This window comes from Flavobacteriales bacterium (genome assembly GCA_016713875.1).
In the GTDB taxonomy this organism is placed as follows: domain Bacteria; phylum Bacteroidota; class Bacteroidia; order Flavobacteriales_F; family PHOS-HE28; genus PHOS-HE28.
In genome coordinates this window covers 2,290,374-2,308,075 of sequence record JADJOI010000003.1, presented here as the reverse complement: position 1 = coordinate 2,308,075, position 17,702 = coordinate 2,290,374, and the positions used below count along the sequence as shown (strand labels likewise).

Sequence of the window (17,702 nt, the reverse complement as noted above, 5' to 3'; positions counted from 1 at the left end):
CATGTCCGCCACGGCCGTCGGTCTGCTCCTGCTCATCGGCCTGCTGGCCGGCATGCTCAGCGGCTTCGTCGGCGTGGGCGGAGGCATCATCATGGTGCCTGCCCTGGTGTGGCTCATGGGCTACGGCCAGCATCAGGCCCAGGGCACCAGCCTGGCCGTTCTGGTGCTGCCCGTGGTGGCCATCGCCGCCTGGAACTACCACCGCCAGCACCCGCTCGACCTACGCGCCGTGGGCCTCATCGCCGGGGCCTTCGTGCTGGGCGGATACCTCGGCAGCCGCATGGCCCTTAGCATCCCCGCCGATGCCGTCAAGCGTGTCTTCGGCCTGGTGATGTTGGTGGCCGCCCTCAAGCTCATCCTCGGCAAGTGATCGCACGCATCCGGAAGGAACTGGAGGCCCTGGGGGACCGGCCTGTGCAGTGGCGCAGGTGGATGCATCAGCACCCCGAGCTCGCCTTCCACGAGGAGGCCACCGCCGCCTACGTCGCCTCTGTTCTGAAGGCCGAAGGTCTCATCGTGCGCGAAGGGCTCGCCCGCCATCCGGACCGGCCGGCCGGCACGGGCCTCATCGCCCTCGTCACCGGGTCCCGCTCCCCGTCCGACCGCTGTTTCGCCCTGCGCGCCGACATGGACGCCCTGCCGATCCAGGAGGTGGGCAAGGACGGCTATCGTTCGCTCAACCCGGGCGTGATGCACGCCTGCGGGCATGACGCGCACACCGCCATGGTGCTCGCAGCGGGCCTCGCGCTGCACCGCATGCGTGAGGCCTGGAGCGGCACCGTGATGCTCGTGTTCCAGCCCGGCGAGGAGAAGGAGCCCGGCGGGGCCAGCCTTTTCGTGAAGGAAGGGGCCCTCACGGATCCCACACCAACGGGCATCCTGGGGCAGCACGTCACCCCGGAACTGGCCTCGGGCAAGCTCGGTTTCCGCAGCGGTCCCTTCATGGCCGCCGCCGACGAGCTCTACCTCACCGTGCGTGGCCGTGGCGGACATGCCGCCAAGCGCGCCGAGCTCGTGGACCCGATCCTCATCGCCGCCCGCCTTCTTCCCGTGCTGTACGAGGCGGCCGAACGCGCGAAGCCGGCCGGCGAGCCCATGCTGATGAGCTTCGGTCGATTCCTCGCCCAGGGCGCCACCAACATCGTTCCGGACGAGGCGCGCCTGGACGGCACCCTGCGCACCTTCAACGAGGAGCTGCGGTCCATGCTCCATGACCTGTTGCCGCGCGTGTGCACGGGTGTGGCGAAGGACATGGGCGGGGAGGCGGAGCTGCGGATCGTGAAGGGCTCGCCCGTGGTGAAGAACGACCCGGCGCTCACTGCTCGGATGCGGGACGTGGCCGTGGAACTGGTGGGCGCGGACAACGTGGTGGACATGGACATCCGCATGGGCGCCGAGGACTTCGCCTACTACACGCACGTGATGCCCGGCTGCTTCTTCCGGCTCGGCACCGGCGATCCCAGGAAGCCCGGCACGCAGAGCGGACTGCACACCGCGGCCTTCGACATCGATGAGGACGCGATGATGCTGGGAGCGGCGATGATGATGGCGGGTGCGCTGAACGAGCTGCAGTGATCCTCAGCCCACGATGAGGTCATCCACCTCGATCACCGGACGGCCGTTCGCGCTGTGAACGGTGAGCTCCACCGTGTGCGGCGTGCGGCCGCGTGCCGTCCAGAGCGGGATGGAGAGCTCGAAGGCCCCGGGCCGGTTCCGCACGGGCCGGGGACGCAGCTCACGCCACACGCTCTCGGGCGGCATCGCCAGTGTGGCGCCCATGTCATCGACGGCGGCCTCCATGTCGTCCACGCTCAGGCGCACCCCGCCCGTGGCCTGCTCCAGCTCCGCGAAGCGCCGCTCCACGAGCAGCTTCACCGCGTGGCGGGCGACGAGGGTGAGGTCGGCGGGGCTCATGGTCGAGCGTCGTGATCCGCGTTCGGAACGGGCTGGAAGGCCGATCGACCTTAATTCGCCACCTCGCTGAGGAAGCGGATGCGCATGAGCCGCAGGTCCTCCTCGCTGACATCGCGCCCGAACTCCTCCAGCATGGCCTCCAGGCTGTCGTTCTCGGCCTCGCGGAAGTAGTCCATGATCTCCTCCTGGAGGTCGGGGTCCATGCTCTCGTCAAGGTGGTAGCTGATGTCCAGGCGGGTTCCGCTCATCACGATGCTCTCCAGTTCGGAGATGAGGTCCGCCAGGCTGAGGTTGCGGCTGCGCGCGATGCTGGTCAGCGACAGCCGCTTGTCGATGTTCTGGATGATGTGGACCTTGTTGCCGCTCTTGTTCACCACGCTGCGCACCACCACCTCCTCGGCGCGCTCGATCTCGTTCTCCTCCACGTACCGCTTGATCAGCTCCACGAAGGGCTTGCCGTATTTCTGCGCCTTGCCGGGCCCCACGCCGGTGATCTGGGTGAGCTCCTCGATGGTCACCGGGTAGCGCATCGTCATCTCCTCCAGGGAGGGGTCGCCGAAGAGCACCCACGGCTGCAGCTTGAGCTTCTGCGCCTGGCTGCGGCGCAGGTCCTTCAGCATGGCCATGAGCTTCTCGTCCGCAGCTGCGCCGCCCTTGCCCTCGGGCTCGTCCCCCTCGTCGAAGTCGCTGTAGTCCCGCTCCTTCACGAACTCCACCTTCCAGGGCTTCTTCAGGAACTTCTTCGCCTGGTCGGTGAGGGTGAGGATGCCGTAGGTCTCGATGTCCTTGTGCAGGAAGCCGCCCACCACGGCCTGCCGCACGATGGCCAGCCAGTGATGCGCGTCGTGGTCGCTGCCCCGGCCGTAGCTCTCCATGCCGGAGCCCTTGTAGGTCTTCATCTCCGCGCTCTCGGTGCCGGTGAGCAGGTCGCAGATGAACTTGGCCCGGTGCCGCTCCTTGCTTTCCTTCACCGCCTCGAGCAGCACGCCCAGGTCCTCGGTCGCATCGAAGCCCTCGCGCGGGTTCAGGCAGTTGTCGCAGCTGCCGCAGTTGTCGCTCTCGAGCTGTTCGCCGAAGTAGTGCAACAGGAACTTGCGCCGGCACATGCTGGTCTCGGCGTAGCTCACCGTGTCCTGCAGCAGCTGCTTGCCGATCTCCTGCTCGGCCACGGGCTTGCCCTGCAGGAACTTCTCCAGCTTCTCGATGTCCTTGTAGCTGTAGAAGGCGACGCACTTGCCCTCTCCGCCATCGCGGCCGCCACGGCCGGTCTCCTGGTAGTAGCTCTCCAGGCTCTTGGGGATGTCGTGGTGGATCACGAAGCGCACGTCGGGCTTGTCGATGCCCATGCCGAAGGCGATCGTGGCCACGATCACGTCCACCTTCTCCATCAGGAACTGGTCCTGGTGGTCGGCCCGCTGGCCGGCGTCCATCCCGGCGTGGTAGGGCAGGGCCTTGATGCCGTTCACCACCAGCAACTGGGCGATCTCCTCCACCTTCTTGCGGCTCAGGCAGTAGATGATACCGCTGCGGCCCTCGTGCTGTTTCACGAAGCGGATGATCTCCCGCGCCACCATCTGCTTGGGGCGCACCTCGTAGTACAGGTTGGGCCGGTTGAAGCTGGACTTGTACACCACCGCATCGGGGATGTCCAGGTTCTTCAGGATGTCCTCCTGGACCTTCTCGGTGGCCGTGGCTGTCAGCGCGATCACCGGCACCCGCTTGATCTCGTCGAAGATGGTGCGCAGCCGCCGGTATTCGGGGCGGAAGTCATGGCCCCACTCGCTGATGCAGTGGGCCTCGTCGATGGCGAAGAAGCTGATGCGGATGTCGCTGAGGAACTCGATGTTCTCCTTCTTGGTGAGGCTCTCCGGCGCCACGTAGAGGAGCTTCGTGCGCCCGTCCTTGATGTCCTTCTTCACCCGCAGCGACTCGTTCCGGGTCAGCGAACTGTTGAGGAAGTGGGCCACGCCGCTCTCCGAGCTGAAGCTGCGGATGGCATCCACCTGGTTCTTCATCAGGGCGATGAGCGGGCTGACGACGATGGCCGTGCCCTCGCTCATCAGGGCGGGCAACTGGTAGCAGAGGCTCTTGCCCCCGCCCGTGGGCATGATCACGAAGGTGTTGCGGCCTTCCAGCACGCTCTGGATGACGGCCTCCTGAGTGCCTTTGAAGGTGCTGAATCCGAAGAATTGCTCGAGGGCTTCCCGAGGGGTCAGGTCGACGTTGATCATCACGAGTTCTGTACGCTTCTATGCCGTGCTCCGGCGCTCTCTAAGGTATGGCAACTTTCCGGATCACGAGCTGCCGGTGCACAGCCGTCCGCTTCAACGCCGGAGGGCTTCCTTCTGTTGCCGGCTCCGCTGTTGAAGGATCGACGCGCCTCCGCGGATGCCCCTCCGACCCCCGGCTATCTTTGCCCCTTCGTCGAAAAGGGCGCCGATCACCGTGGCCAACAAGGAAATGACCTTCCTGGAGCACCTGGAGGAGCTCCGGTGGACGCTGATGCGCAGCGCCGTGGTGATCCTGGCGGCCATGCTGGTGGCCTTCTTCTGGAAGGAACTGGTCTTCGACACGATCATCCTGGCCCCGCGCGACCCCGGCTTCATCACCTACCGCGCCCTCTGTGCGCTCAGCCAGCGCCTAGGCCTCGGCGACGCGCTCTGCATCCGCGACCTGGGCTTCGAGCTGCAGAACATCAGCATGAGCGGCCAGTTCCTCACCCACCTGAAGGTGAGCTTCGTGGCCGGCCTGGTGGCCGCCTCTCCCTATGTGCTCTGGGAGGTCTGGCGCTTCATCGCCCCGGGCCTCAACGAACGGGAGCGCCGGGCCGCCCGGTCGGCCGTCGTCTTCGCCGGTCTGCTCTTCCTGCTCGGCGTGACCTTCGGCTACTACGTCATCGCCCCCATGAGCATCCAGTTCCTGGGCGGCTACAAGGTGAGCGAGGCCGTGCGCAACACCATCGCCCTGGACAGCTTCATCGGCACCATGACCTCCGTGCCGCTGTGGACCGGGGTCATGTTCCAGCTGCCCCTGGCCGTGCTGATGCTGGCCCGCCTCGGGCTCATGAGCGCCGCCGTCATGCGCACCTACAGGCGTCATGCCTTTGTGGGCATCCTGGTGGTGGCCGCCGTGATCACGCCGCCCGACGTGACCAGTCAGATCCTGGTGAGCCTGCCGCTGCTGGCGCTTTATGAGGTGAGCATCCTGCTGGCCGCCCGGGTAGAGCGCCAGGCCCTGGCCGCCGAGAAGCCCCGAACCCCCATCGCCCAAGCGCGTTGAGATGCCGGTGAAGGCGCTCCGTCACGACCTGCGCCGGTCCCACCGGGCCGTGGTCGTCCTTCTGCTGCTCTGGACCGCCGTGGCCGCCGCCCAGACCACCCGCGTCTCCGGCACGGTCACCGATGCCCGCACCGACGAGCCGCTGCCCTTCGTCAACGTGGGCTTCGTCAACAGCCGCGTGGCCACCACCACGGACATGGACGGGCGCTATGCCCTCGATACGTATTACGCCACCGACTCGCTCCGCGCCAGCATGCTGGGCTACGCCGCACAGACCCGGGGTGTGCGCCGCGACAGGGACCAGCGCATCGACTTCGCCCTGGCCTCCGGTACGGCCGAGCTGCAGGAGGTGACCATCCGTCGCCAGGAGCGCAATCCCGCCTTCGAGATCCTGGACCGCGTGGTGGCCAACAAGCCCGCCAACAACCGCGAGAAGCTCGCCTACTACAGCCACGAGACCTACAACAAGGTGGAGTTCGACGTCAACAACCTTACCCGGAGGTTCGTGGAGAACAAGCTGTGGAAGCCGTTCCGCTTCGTGTTCGACAACATGGACAGCTCGGCCGCCAAGCCCTACCTGCCCATCTTCATCAGCGAGTCGATCAGTGATGTGCACTACCGCCAGCAGCCCCGTGCCAAACGCGAGGTGATCCGCGCCACCAAGCAGAGCGGCATCCAGAACCAGAGCATCTCGCAGCTGATGGGCGACATGTACCAGAACGTCAACATCTACGAGAACTTCCTGGTGCTCTTCGGAAAGAACTTCATCAGCCCCATCGCCGACGGGGGACGGCTCTTCTACGATTACTACCTCACGGACAGCGCCTGGGTGGGCACCAACTGGTGCTACCGGCTCGAGTTCCATCCCAAGCGCAAGAGCGAGCTCGCCTTCGATGGGGAGATGTGGATCGCGGACACGGCCTATGCGGTGAAGCGCATCCAGGCCGGATTCCCGGAGGCCATCAACCTCAACTTCGTGCAGGGCTTCTGGGTGGAGCAGCAGTACGAGCCCGTGAAGAACGAGGTGTGGATGCTCACCCGCGACGCGCTCGTGGTGGACCTGAGCATCTTCCGCCGCCGCACCAAGGGCTTCTATGGCCGCCGCACCGCCACCTACCGCGATTTCAGCATCAACGAACCGGCCGACCCGGCCTTCTACGACGGGGCCGAACTGGTGCGCATGCAAGCCGACAGCGCGTCCCGCGCGCCCGACTACTGGGAGGGGCGCCGCCACGAACCGCTGAACGAAAGGGAGAGCACCATCTACGAGATGGTGGACACCATCCAGACCATCCCGCGCTTCCGCACCTTCGTGGACCTCGTGAACATGCTCGTCACGGGCTACTACCCGGTCGGCCCGCTCGAGTACGGACCGTATTACACGATCTACAGCTTCAACGAGGTGGAGGGCACCCGCCTGCGCGCGGGCCTGCGCACCAGCAACGACTGGAGCCGCCGCACCGAGCTGGAGGGCTACGCCGCCTACGGCCTGCTGGACCGCTCGTTGAAGGGCATGGTGGGCGGCCAGACCTTCATCACCAAACAGCCGCGCCAGCTCACCGGCCTGTACCTGCGCCACGACATCGAGCAGCTGGGCCAAAGCCAGAGCGCCTTCCGCTCGGACAACGTGCTCAGCAGCACCTTCCGCCGCAACCCCGCCAACAAGCTGACCCTGGTCGACGAGCTGCGCTTCTTCTATGAGCTGGAACCCTTCACCGGCCTCAACCACCAGCTCACCATCCGGCACCGCAACCTCTTCCCCCGCGGCGACCTGCGCTACCTCCGGCCTTCCTTCGACGACGGCTTCGCCCTCACCGAGGTGCCCAGCATCACCAGCCTCGAGGTGGCCCTCAACACCCGCTTCGCCTGGGGCGAGAAATACGTGAGCGGCGATTTCCGCCGGGTGAGCCTCGGCACCTTCAAGCCCATCGTCGAGTTCTACGGAGCGGTCGGCATCCCCGGGGTCTTCGGCAGCGAATACGAGTACTACAAGACCATCGCCCGCATCGACCAGCGGGTGCAGCTGGGGGCCATCGGCTGGTCCCGCTACCGGCTTGAAGGCGGACGCATCTGGGGCACACTCCCCTATCCGCTGCTCATCCTGCACACGGGCAACGAGACCTTCTACTACTACGATGACGCCTTCAACACGATGAACTTCTTCGAGTTCATCAGCGACCGGTACGTGAGCCTGAAGCTGGAGCACCACTTCGAGGGCTTCTTCCTGAACAAGGTGCCGCTGCTGCGCAAGCTCAAGCTGCGCGAAGTGGTGTCCGGCAAGGCCGTGATCGGCGACCTCGACGGAAAGCACAGCGAGGAGATGCTGCTGCTGCCCGGCATGTACAGCCTGTACGACGGCCCCTTCGTGGAGGCCAGCGCCGGCATCGAGAACATCCTGAACGTGATCCGCATCGACGGCGTGTGGCGCCTCACCTACCAGGACCACCCCAACATCGGGCTCTTCGCCATACGTTTGAAGTTCCGCTTCGACTTCTGATGCTGCGTGCCGACGACCTTGTGAAACGCTACAAGCGGCGCACCGTGGTGGGCGGCGTCAGCGTGCAGGTCGCCCAGGGCGAGATCGTGGGGCTGCTGGGGCCCAACGGGGCGGGCAAGACCACCACCTTCTACATGATCACGGGCCTCATCAAGCCCAACAGCGGCCGCATCCGGCTGGAGGACCACGACATCACCGACCTGCCGATGTACAAGCGCGCGCAGCTGGGCATCGGCTACCTGCCGCAGGAGGCCAGCGTGTTCCGCAAGCTCAGCGTGGAGGACAACATCCTGGCCATCCTGGAGATGACCGGCAAGCCGCGCCCCGAGCAGGAACGGCGGCTCGAGGAGCTGCTCAACGAGTTCAGCCTGCAGCACGTGCGCACCAACCGCGGCGATGTGCTGAGCGGGGGGGAGCGCCGCCGCACCGAGATCGCCCGCGCCCTGGCCACCGAGCCCAAGTTCATCCTGCTCGACGAGCCCTTCGCCGGCGTGGACCCCATCGCGGTGGAGGACATCCAGGGCATCGTCAGCAAGCTCAAGCGCAAGAACATCGGCGTGCTCATCACCGACCACAACGTGCAGGAGACCCTCAGCATCACCGACCGCGCCTACCTGCTCTTCGAGGGAAAGATCCTGAAGCAGGGCACGGCCGAGGAACTGGCGGCCGACGAGACCGTGCGCAAGGTCTACCTGGGGAAGAACTTCGAGCTGCGGCGGAAGGTGTAGCGCATGCTGCCGCAGTGTACCGGACCGGCCTGGACGGATCCGATCGGTCGACCCCATGGGTCGACGCTACGGGTGCCTGGGGCCCCCTTCACGGTACCTGCTAGGCCAGCTCTTCGATCGAGAAGCAGTACTTCTCCATGATCTGGTTGGCCAGCAGCTTCTTGCAGGCCTCGTCCACCTTGGCCTCGGCGGCCTTCTTGTCCTTGGCCTCCACGTGCAGCGTGATGTGCTTGCCGATGCGCACGCCGGTGACCTCGGGCAGGCCCAGGTTGGGCATCGCCCCGCTCACGGCCTTCCCCTGCGGGTCCAACAGGTTGTCGTGGGGCATCACGTCGATCGCGGCGCGGAAGGTCTTCATGGGGCAAAGATGGGAACGACAGCGTTTCCCGCGCGCCAGTAGCGTCGACCCACTGGGCCGACCAATGGGGTGCGACCATGCCCGTCCACATCGTTCACTGCCCCACCTTGGCGAACAGCCGCCCCCACACCGGGCTGAGGAGGTACAGCACCAGGAGCAGCGGCACGGCCAGGATGCCGTACAGCACCGCCAACACCGCCCCGATGCCCCCCAACAGGTAGACCACCTCGTTGCCCCGCCAGCGGAAGTGCTTGAACTTCAGAGAGGGGAGGGGGAGCTCGGAGAGCATGAGGCCGGAAAGCACGAGCGCCACCGCCAGCAGGGCGAACGGACTGCTGAGCAGCGAACGGGCGGTCGCGATGAGCTGGTCGTGGCCGGGACCCGGATGCACCGCGGCACCGGTCGATCCGAGTGTCATCGAGACCCAGAAAAGCCCGTTCGATGGCGTGGGGAGCCCGAGGAAGCCACTCGTCTGACGGGTGTCCAAGTTGAACTTGGCCAGGCGCCAGCACGAGGCGATGACCAGCACGATGGCGGTGGCGAACAGCGGCCAGGGCGAGCCATCCACCGATGCAAGTAGAGTTGAGAGACGGGGATGGACCATGTTCACGCTTCCCGGATCCGAAAGGACCGATGCGGTCGTGAACAACGCGAACGCCGGTGCCACCCCGAAGCTCACCAGGTCCGCCAGGCTGTCCAGCTGGGCGCCCAGCGGCGAGCCCCCGCCCAGGGCCCGGGCCGCCGGGCCATCGAACACATCGAACACGGCCGCAACGAACACCAGCCAACACGCCGCTGTTAGCTCTCCTTGGGAGGCCAGCAGGATGGACGCCACGCCACAGGCTAGGTTCGCGGTCGTGAGCAGGTCGGGAAGCCGCGGCAGCCGTGCCATGGAGGTTCGGGCGGGCGGTCCCGGAAGGCACCGTCCCGGGCCGAAATTGGGATAATTTCGGGGCAATAAAGCAGGCCACCTTCTGTTCTAAGCTGCGTCAACCACCCAACGGATGAGGACCTTGAGCAGCACCGGCTTGCGCGGCATCGCGGCGGCCTTGATCACCTGCGCCACCGCCCCGGGCCTGATGGCCCAGGACGCCCCCAAGTACAGCAACGAGTTCCTCGCCATCGGCGTGGGCGCCCGCGCTCTCGGCATGGGCTACAGCTTCGTGGCCTCCGCCAACGACGTCACCGCCGGTTACTGGAACCCCGCCGGCCTGATGCGCGTGCGCGGCGATCTGCAGATCGGCGCCATGCACAGCGAGTACTTCGCCGGCATCGCCAAGTACGACTTCGTGGGCGTGGCCAAGCCGCTGGACACGGCCAGCACCCTGGGGGTCACCTTCGTGCGCTTCGGGGTGGACGACATCCCCAACACCACCGCCCTCATCGACAACGACGGCAACGTGGACTACGACCGCATCAGCACCTTCACCGCGGCGGACCACGCCTTGCTGATCAGCTATGCCCGTCGCATGCGCATCCCCGGTCTGGTGGTGGGCGGCAACGTGAAGGTGATCTACCGGCGCGTGGGCGAGTTCGCCAACGCCTGGGGCTTCGGCCTCGACCTGGCCGCCCAGTACGAGAAGGACAAGTGGCGCTTCGCTGCCGTGGCCCGCGACATCACCGGCACCTACAACGCGTGGAGCTATTCGTTGGACCCACAGACCATCGAGACCTTCCAGCTCACCGACAACGACCTGCCGCAGAACAGCACCGAGGTCACCCTGCCCCGGCTGACCCTGGGCGCCGCGCGTGAGTTCCGCTTCGGCAACAAGGTCGGCCTCATCACCGAGCTCAACCTGGAGAACACCTTCGACGGCCAGCGCAACACCTTGATCAGCACGGGCACCTGGAGCGCCGACCCGCGCTTCGGTCTGGAGGTGGGCTATGCCGGTGTGGTCTTCGTCCGTGCCGGCGTCAACAACTTCCAATACGTCACCGACATCACCGACACCCGCCGCTTGAACTTCCAGCCCAACATCGGCGCCGGGCTCAAGATCCGCGGCATCGCGGTCGACTACGCCCTCACCGACATCGGCGACAACTCCATCGCGTTGTACAGCAACGTCTTCAGCCTGCGGTTCGACATCTTCAAACGAAGCGGCTCATGAGGCGAACGGGATCGGTCCTTCTCGCGGTGCTGGCCGCTTCGGTGGTCAGTGCCCAGCCCTACGGCAACGAGTGGATCGACCCGTCCCGGCCCTACTGGCGCTTCACCGTCGCGGCCGACGGCATCTACCGCATCGACAGCGCCGCCCTGGCCAACGCGGGATTTCCCGTGGGTACGGTGGATCCGCGCACCATCCAGGTCTTCGGGCGTGAGCAGGAGGTGCCCATCTTCATCGAAGGCGAGGCCGATGGCGTGCTGAACACGGCCGACCACATCGAGCTGCAGGCCATGCGCAACGATGGCTGGATGGACGGGGCGTTGTACGAGGTGCCTGGGACACAGAGCAACCCCTTCCACAGCCTTTACAACGACAGCATCCGGTATTACATCACGTGGACGGTGGGCACCACCGCTCCCCGGCGCGTGAAGCCCTACACCAACACCGACTACACGCCGCATACGCCGCGGCCGTGGGTCTGGCGCGAGACCCTGTCGCAGTTCGGGCTTGCCTATTACCTCGGTGACCGGGGCCTGTTCGGGGCCTCGTCCTCCTTCATGGTGGAAGGGGAGGGCTATTTCCGAAGCTGGCCGATGGAGACCTACGGGGCCGATGGCACCCTCCTTTTCCAGGTGCCCTCGCAGAACCCCTACCAGCAGCCCGACGCACCGCCTTCGCGCATCGACATGGCCGTGGCCGGCGCGAACAGCCCGAGCAACGGGGCCTGCGACGACCACCACCTGCGGGTGTACTACGGCGCCAACCTGGTGCAGGCCCTGGACACCACCTACCGCGCCTACCAGTATCGGCGCCTGGGCTTCGACCTGCCCACTGGCGCCCTGGACACCTGGGCCACGAACATCCAGACACGTGCGGTGTACGACCTGCAGGCCTGCGCCGGGGCCAATTACCAGGACCGGCAGAACATCGCCTACATCAAGCTCCGCTACCCCCGCGCGATGAACTTCGGCGGGGAGCCGATCGCCGACGTGCGAGTCCCGCACAACGGCACCACGGACACCCTGGCCTTCCTGCGCTTCATCGGCTTTTGGGGAACCCCTGTGGTGTACGCCTACGGCGATACCCTTCGCCGTGTGCAGGTGGTGCAGGACGGCTTCGGTTTCTGGCAGGCCCTGATCCCGCTCGCGCCCAACGCCACGGAGACGCGGGTCTTCATGTACCGCCAGGAGCAGATCACGGCGCCTACGGGCCTGCGCCCCGTGACGGCCACCGGCCAGTTCACGGACCTCGTGCAGGCCCAGCAGGACTCGGCCATGCTCATCATCACCCACGCCTCGTTGCGCACCGCCGCGGAGCAGTACGCCATGACCCGGGCCACCAGCCCGACCAACCCCTACAACGCGGTGGTGGTGGACGTGGATGAGCTGTACGACCAGTTCGGGGGCGGTGTGCCCAAGCATCCCCTGGCCATCCGCCGCTTCGCCAAGTTCACGCTCGACCAATGGGACACCGACCCACGGGCGCTGTTCCTGGTGGGCAAGTCCGTGCTGGCGCCCTCCATCAACGGCCTCAACGGGCACCGCGACGATCCGTCGGTATACCCCTCCTGCCTGGTGCCCACGCTCGGCTTCCCGCCCAGCGACATGTGCTTCACCCTCGGCCTGAACGGCGATCCCGCGGATATGGTGATCCCGGTGGGCCGCCTGGCGGCGCGCACACCGGCCGATGTGGACCTGTACCGGGCCAAGGTGGAGCAGTTCGAGAGCTGGGACGAACCCGAGCCCTGGATGAAGAACATCCTCCACTTCCGCGGCGGCTTCGCAGACTCGGAGTTTGACGCGTTCGACAGTTACCTGCATCAATATGAGCTTCTCGCCGAGGACACCAACTTCATCGGCAAGGTCACCCAGTTCAACAAGAACACACCGGGCGTCTATGGGCAGGCCTCCGCCGACAGCGTGAAGCACCTGATCGAGGATGAAGGCGTGACCCTGATGACCTTCTTCGCGCACGCCTCGGGGGGTGGATTCGATATCACCATCGACAACCCGGTGAACTACAACTGGGGGGGCAAGTACCCGGCCATCATCGGCAACTCGTGCTATGCGGGCAATGTGCACCTGGCCCCTTCCGAAAGCGCCAGTGAGAAGAACGTGCTGGTGCCCAATGCGGGCGCCATCGCCTTCATGGCCTCGGTGGACATCGGCCTGAGCAATCTGCTTTATTTCTACACGCTGGAGTGGTACCGGAGCTTCAGCAAGGTGAACCACGGCGCCGGCATCGGGGAGCACATGCGCTACGCTGCGAAACAGCAACTGCAAGGGAGCGGGTACCTGAACGTGAACAACACCCACACCTTCACCCTGCACGGGGATCCCACCCTTGTCCTGCATTCGTTCGACCTGCCCGATCTCTCGGTGAGCGAGCCTGATGTGCTGATCTCGCCCGATCCCGTGACCGCCGACCTGGACACCTTCACCGTGGATGTGATCGTGACCAACCTGGGCAAGGGCATCGGGGCCACCACCAACGTGGTGCTGGAGCGCAGGTTGGTGGAGGAGAACCAGGTGCTTCAGCCGATGATCGCCCCCGTTTCAGCGGACACCCTCAGGAGCACGGTGCGCTTCAGGCTGCCGGTGCTTGCGAACGAGGGCGGGCAGGGGCTCAACGCCTTGAACATCCGCGTGGACATCGATCAGGACCTGATCGATGAGGTTGATGACCTGGGCAACAACACAGTGCAGGCCTCCTTGCTGATCACCAGCGGCGAGATCTTCCCCGTGGAGCCGTTCAAGTTCGCCATCATCCCCGATGCGAACCCCGTGCTGAAGGCCAGCACCGGCGACCCCTTCGCGCCCATGCGTGCCTACCGGCTCCAGATCGACACGGTGGACACCTACGACAGTCCGGCGTTCGAGGAGGTCGTGATCAACGCGCCGGGCGGGGTGGTCAGCTGGACGCCCCAGCAGATCTTCGGGCTCAACACCCAGCAGGACAGTCTGGTGTTCTTCTGGCGCTGTACGCCGGACAGCACTGGTGACGGCTCCTATGACTGGCGGGAGTCCTCGTTCCAGCACATCACCGACCGGCGGGGCTGGGGCCAGGCCCACTTCTTCCAGTTCAAGGAGGACGGTTTCCCGCAGATGATCTACGACCGTCCGCAGCGGCTCTTCCGCTTCAACGACGCCCCGCGCGGCATCCGGTGCGAGGTGACGGGCAACAGCGGGCTCACGTGCAACTACTACATCGATCTGCAGTGGGTGGATGGCCAGGGCTGCGGTGGCGAGCGGGCGCTGCATGTGTCGGTGATCGACCCCGCCACCTTCGAGCCGTGGAAGACCTGCTGGAACGGCCAGGACCTCGACCATCAATTCGGGAACATCAACAGCTGCGACAGTCTGTGCGAGCGCAGCAGCAGGCCCCAGAAGTACTTCTCCTACTGGCCCTCCCGACCCTCGCACATGGCCGGCCTCACCGACCTGCTGGAGAACCAGGTGCCTCCCGGCTACCACATCCTGATGTGGACCTATGTGGGCCTCAACAAACCGGGCATGGACGCCAACGGAGGGCAGGACCTGTACGACGCCTTCAACGGCATCGGCGCCACCGACGTGCAGAGCGCTCCGGACACGGTGCCCTACATCTTCTTCGGCACCAAGGGCGATCCCGGGTCGGTGATCCAGGTGATGGGCGCCACCAGCAATGCGGCCATCGACCTGTCGACCTTCATCACCACCCAGGGGGTGGCCGGTGATATCGTGGCGCCCTGGGCCGGCCCCGCGTCAGAGTGGAAGGGGCTCTACTGGGACGAGTTCCCGAACGATGTGCGCGACAGCGTCAACATCCAGGTGTACGGGGTGTCCCCGCAGGGTGCCGAACAGCTCGTGTTCGAGCGTGGCGGCCCGCTGGACTCCATCCCGCAGACGGTCTTCCAGAGCGGCATCCATGCGGCCCAGTTCCCCTACGTGCGGCTCCGCGCCAAGCTCCTCAACGACTCGGTCGCCGAACCGCTGCCTTCCCAGCTCGATCGCTGGCAATTGCTGATGACGCCGGAGCCGGAGTGCGCCATCGATCCCCCGCTGGGTTTCGTAAGCAACCTGGCAGGCATCGCAGAACCGCTGCAGGCCGAGCTGGCCGTGGCCGTGCACAACATCAGCCCCTTCGACATGGACAGCCTGCTGATGCATGCCTGGGTGGTGAACGCCTCCGGCCAGCGCCGGTCCGTGCATGACAAGCGCAACGCACCCCTGCCGGCCGGTGGCGTGCTGATGGACACCATCCGGTTCAGCACGAACGGTCTTGGCGGCCTCAACACCATCATCATCGAGGCCAACCCGGTGGACAGCGCGACCGGGCGCTACGACCAGTACGAGCAGTACCACTTCAACAACATCGCCCAGCTCCGTTTCACGGTGAGCGAAGACAACGAGAATCCGCTGCTGGACGTGACCTTCGACGGAGTGCACATCCTGGACGGTGATATCGTGAGCGCGCGTCCCGAGATCCTGGTGACGTTGGATGACGAGAACCCCGTCCTCCTGATGGACCAACCGTCCGATACGGTCAACTTCAAGGTGTTCCTCACGGAGCCTTCGGGCTCGGTGCGCCGCATCCACTTCCGCGACGGTGCCGGCGCGGAGGTCATGCGGTTCATGCCCGCCACGGGTGCCGACAACATCGCGCGCATCGATTACCGGCCCACGTTCACCGCGGACGGCGTGTACAAGCTCACCGTGCAGGCCAACGACGCCAGCGGCAACATCTCCGGCGACCGCAACTACGACATCCGGTTCGAGGTGATCACCCGGCCCACCATCACCGATGTCCTGAACTACCCGAACCCCTTCACCACAAGCACGCGTTTCGTTTTCACAGTGACCGGTACTGAGCCGCCGACCTACCTCAAGGTGCAGATCCTCACGATCACAGGACGCGTGGTGCGGGAGATCGGTCTCGCCGAGCTGGGGCCGGTGCGTGTGGGCCGCAACATCACCGAGTTCGCGTGGGACGGTACCGACCAGTTCGGCGATCGCCTTGGCCGTGGGGTCTACCTCTATCGTGTGATCGCCCAACTGCACGGGGAGGAGATGGAACGGCGTGAGTCGGGAGCCTCGCCTCACATCGAGAAGGGCTTCGGCAAGATGTATCTGCTCTACTAAGCCCAGCTACCTTCGGCGCCATCGTGCGCGACCTCACCCATCTGTGCCTGGCCCTGCTGGGCGGCGTCCTGCTCACTGTGGCGTGGCCCGCTTCAGGAAGCCTCTCACCCCTCCTGTTCGTGGGCCTTGTGCCTTTCATGCTGGTGGTGGAACTGCGCTGCCCTCCAGGTGAGCCATGCGCCCGGCACGGCACCGGTTGGATGCTTTTCGTCGGGCTCGCGCTCTGGAACCTGGTGACCACCTCGTGGCTCGGTCAGGTGCAGGAAAGCTGGGGCACCCGCGTGCTGCTGGGCCTAGGCGTGATGCTCGCCAACGCCGGTCTGCAGCTCATCCCCTTCGCGATCGGCCGACGGGTGAGACGCCGGTACGGCCGATGGACGGGCTGGGCCGCCTTTGCTGGGTGGTGGATGGCCTGGGAGGTCCTGCACATGCGTTGGGACCTGCAATGGCCCTGGCTGACGCTGGGCAATGGGTTCGCCGCACGACCGCAATGGGTGCAGTGGTACGAGCTCACCGGACACCTGGGTGGATCGGTGTGGGTGCTCCTGACCAACCTGCTCGTACTGCGCTGGTTCCTCTCCGGTGGTCGGGCCCGGGCGGCATGGGCCCCTTTGCTGGTGATGACCCTGCCCGTGCTGCTCTCCTGGGCGCGCTTCACCACCTACGAGGAGCGCGGTGTCCCTCTGGAGGTGTTGATCGTTCAGCCGAACATCGATCCCTATTCGGAGAAGTTCGGCGGCATCGATCCGTTGATGCAGTTGGAAGGCATGCTCGAGCTGGCCGAACCCAGGATGACCGACAGCACACGTTTGCTGCTGCTACCGGAGACCGCACTGCAGGAAGCATCGCGCGTGTTCATCACCGATGGCGGCGAGCTGGAGCTCGAAGGCCTTTGGGAGAATGACCTGGAGGCCTCGGGGAGCGTGCGTAGCATCCGTGCTTGGCAGAAGCGCCATCCACAGTGCGCCGTACTGGCCGGTATGTCCAGCTCCCGCCTGCTCGACAGGAACGAACGCACGGTGAGCTCCCGCCCCATTGGTGGTATCGACCGGTTTTATGATGCGGCCAACGCCGCCTTGTATGTGGCGCCTGGCGAACCCGCTGCCGCCTACCGCAAGAGCAAGCTCGTGGCTGGGGTGGAGCAGCTTCCTTTCGAGGCGTTGCTGGGCGGGCTGGAAGCCCTCTCCATCGATATGGGGGGCACCACCGGAAGCCTCGCCCAACAGGAGGAGCGCACCGTGTTCCGCCCAGCCGACGGCCGGTACGGAGCGGCCCCGGTGATCTGCTATGAATCCGTCTTCGGTGACTACGTGGCCGATTACGTGCGCAACGGGGCCGACCTCATTGCGATCATCACCAACGATGGGTGGTGGGGAGATAGCTACGGATACCGACAGCACCTGACCTACGCGAGCCTTCGGGCGATCGAATGCCGTCGCGCCATCGCTCGTTCGGCGAATACAGGCGTCAGTTGCTTCGTCGACCAACGGGGTATCATCCACCAACCCACGGCCTGGTGGCAGGAAGCCGTGATCCGCAGCACCGTGCTCCTGAACGGCGCTCGTTCGCCGTTCGTGGCCCTGGGCGAAGTGGTGCGGTGGGCGTCCCTGTTGGCCGGTGCGACTGCCCTGTTGGCCGCCTTTCTGCCCTGGGGTGTTCCGTCCGCACGCCGTCGGGAATGAGAAAAGGCGCCCGGAGGCG

General features: G+C 65.7%; 12 protein-coding genes. 8 read left to right on the top strand and 4 right to left on the bottom strand.

Translation table 11 applies throughout. The annotated features are described in order from the left end of the window. Window position 1: 1 nt before the first annotated feature. On the top strand, window positions 2-370 hold the full coding sequence (locus IPJ87_11395) for a sulfite exporter TauE/SafE family protein (GenBank protein MBK7942457.1): 369 nt from the start codon (window positions 2-4) through the stop codon (window positions 368-370). Between the two features lie 62 nt (window positions 371-432). Further along, on the top strand, window positions 433-1,575 hold the full coding sequence (locus tag IPJ87_11390) for an amidohydrolase (protein ID MBK7942456.1): 1,143 nt from the start codon (window positions 433-435) through the stop codon (window positions 1,573-1,575). Between the two features lie 3 nt (window positions 1,576-1,578). On the opposite strand, the gene IPJ87_11385 is transcribed toward IPJ87_11390, so the two are convergent. Both IPJ87_11385 and recQ read right to left on the bottom strand, forming a co-directional pair. Further along, window positions 1,579-1,914, bottom strand: coding sequence for a hypothetical protein (locus IPJ87_11385; GenBank protein MBK7942455.1), 336 nt, complete (start codon window positions 1,912-1,914; stop codon window positions 1,579-1,581). A gap of 50 nt (window positions 1,915-1,964) precedes the next feature. Next, window positions 1,965-4,145, bottom strand: coding sequence for a DNA helicase RecQ (recQ, locus tag IPJ87_11380; GenBank protein ID MBK7942454.1), 2,181 nt, complete (start codon window positions 4,143-4,145; stop codon window positions 1,965-1,967). Between the two features lie 157 nt (window positions 4,146-4,302). Here recQ and tatC point away from each other — a divergent pair, with 157 nt between their 5' ends. The 3 genes from tatC to lptB are packed head-to-tail and all read left to right on the top strand — an operon-like array spanning window position 4,303 to window position 8,418. Further along, entirely contained in the window at window positions 4,303-5,193 is an 891-nt protein-coding gene (gene tatC, locus IPJ87_11375; GenBank protein ID MBK7942453.1) for a twin-arginine translocase subunit TatC, read from the top strand. A 1-nt stretch (window position 5,194) separates the two neighbouring features. Further along, window positions 5,195-7,690, top strand: coding sequence for a carboxypeptidase-like regulatory domain-containing protein (locus IPJ87_11370; GenBank protein MBK7942452.1), 2,496 nt, complete (start codon window positions 5,195-5,197; stop codon window positions 7,688-7,690). Next, on the top strand, window positions 7,687-8,418 hold the full coding sequence (gene lptB / locus IPJ87_11365; protein MBK7942451.1) for an LPS export ABC transporter ATP-binding protein: 732 nt from the start codon (window positions 7,687-7,689) through the stop codon (window positions 8,416-8,418). Before IPJ87_11370 ends, lptB begins: the two co-directional genes overlap by 4 nt. 100 nt (window positions 8,419-8,518) lie before the next feature. Here the strand turns inward: lptB and purS are convergent, their stop codons facing one another. Together purS and IPJ87_11355 are read right to left on the bottom strand one after the other, a co-directional pair. Continuing rightward, window positions 8,519-8,776 carry a phosphoribosylformylglycinamidine synthase subunit PurS gene (gene purS, locus IPJ87_11360; GenBank protein MBK7942450.1) on the bottom strand — a complete coding sequence of 86 codons (258 nt, stop codon included), beginning with the start codon at window positions 8,774-8,776 and terminating at the stop codon, window positions 8,519-8,521. Window positions 8,777-8,870: 94 nt separating this feature from the next. Then, on the bottom strand, window positions 8,871-9,668 hold the full coding sequence (locus tag IPJ87_11355) for a CDP-alcohol phosphatidyltransferase family protein (GenBank protein ID MBK7942449.1): 798 nt from the start codon (window positions 9,666-9,668) through the stop codon (window positions 8,871-8,873). A gap of 187 nt (window positions 9,669-9,855) precedes the next feature. Here IPJ87_11355 and IPJ87_11350 point away from each other — a divergent pair, with 187 nt between their 5' ends. Genes IPJ87_11350 through lnt form a run of 3 tightly spaced genes read left to right on the top strand, consistent with a single transcriptional unit; the run spans window position 9,856 to window position 17,683 of the window. Further along, a complete protein-coding gene (locus IPJ87_11350; protein ID MBK7942448.1) occupies window positions 9,856-10,884 on the top strand; it encodes a PorV/PorQ family protein in 1,029 nt (342 codons plus the stop codon). After that, complete coding sequence (locus IPJ87_11345; GenBank protein MBK7942447.1) at window positions 10,881-16,001, top strand: hypothetical protein; 5,121 nt, start codon at window positions 10,881-10,883, stop codon at window positions 15,999-16,001. The genes IPJ87_11350 and IPJ87_11345 overlap by 4 nt, the downstream gene beginning before the upstream one ends. 23 nt (window positions 16,002-16,024) lie before the next feature. Further along, on the top strand, window positions 16,025-17,683 hold the full coding sequence (lnt, locus tag IPJ87_11340) for an apolipoprotein N-acyltransferase (GenBank protein ID MBK7942446.1): 1,659 nt from the start codon (window positions 16,025-16,027) through the stop codon (window positions 17,681-17,683). Window positions 17,684-17,702 lie beyond the last annotated feature (19 nt).

Bases quoted from the DNA above. Each gene is read 5' to 3' on its own strand.
- IPJ87_11350 (MBK7942448.1), top strand. From the start codon at position 9,856: ATGGCCCAGGACGCCCCCAAGTACAGCAACGAGTTCCTCGCCATCGGC.
- purS (MBK7942450.1), bottom strand. From the start codon at position 8,776: ATGAAGACCTTCCGCGCCGCGATCGACGTGATGCCCCACGACAACCTG.
- IPJ87_11345 (MBK7942447.1), top strand. From the start codon at position 10,881: ATGAGGCGAACGGGATCGGTCCTTCTCGCGGTGCTGGCCGCTTCGGTG.
- recQ (MBK7942454.1), bottom strand. From the start codon at position 4,145: ATGATCAACGTCGACCTGACCCCTCGGGAAGCCCTCGAGCAATTCTTC.
- IPJ87_11395 (MBK7942457.1), top strand. From the start codon at position 2: ATGTCCGCCACGGCCGTCGGTCTGCTCCTGCTCATCGGCCTGCTGGCC.
- IPJ87_11370 (MBK7942452.1), top strand. From the start codon at position 5,195: ATGCCGGTGAAGGCGCTCCGTCACGACCTGCGCCGGTCCCACCGGGCC.
- IPJ87_11355 (MBK7942449.1), bottom strand. From the start codon at position 9,668: ATGGCACGGCTGCCGCGGCTTCCCGACCTGCTCACGACCGCGAACCTA.
- IPJ87_11385 (MBK7942455.1), bottom strand. From the start codon at position 1,914: ATGAGCCCCGCCGACCTCACCCTCGTCGCCCGCCACGCGGTGAAGCTG.
- IPJ87_11390 (MBK7942456.1), top strand. From the start codon at position 433: ATGCATCAGCACCCCGAGCTCGCCTTCCACGAGGAGGCCACCGCCGCC.
- tatC (MBK7942453.1), top strand. From the start codon at position 4,303: ATGCCCCTCCGACCCCCGGCTATCTTTGCCCCTTCGTCGAAAAGGGCG.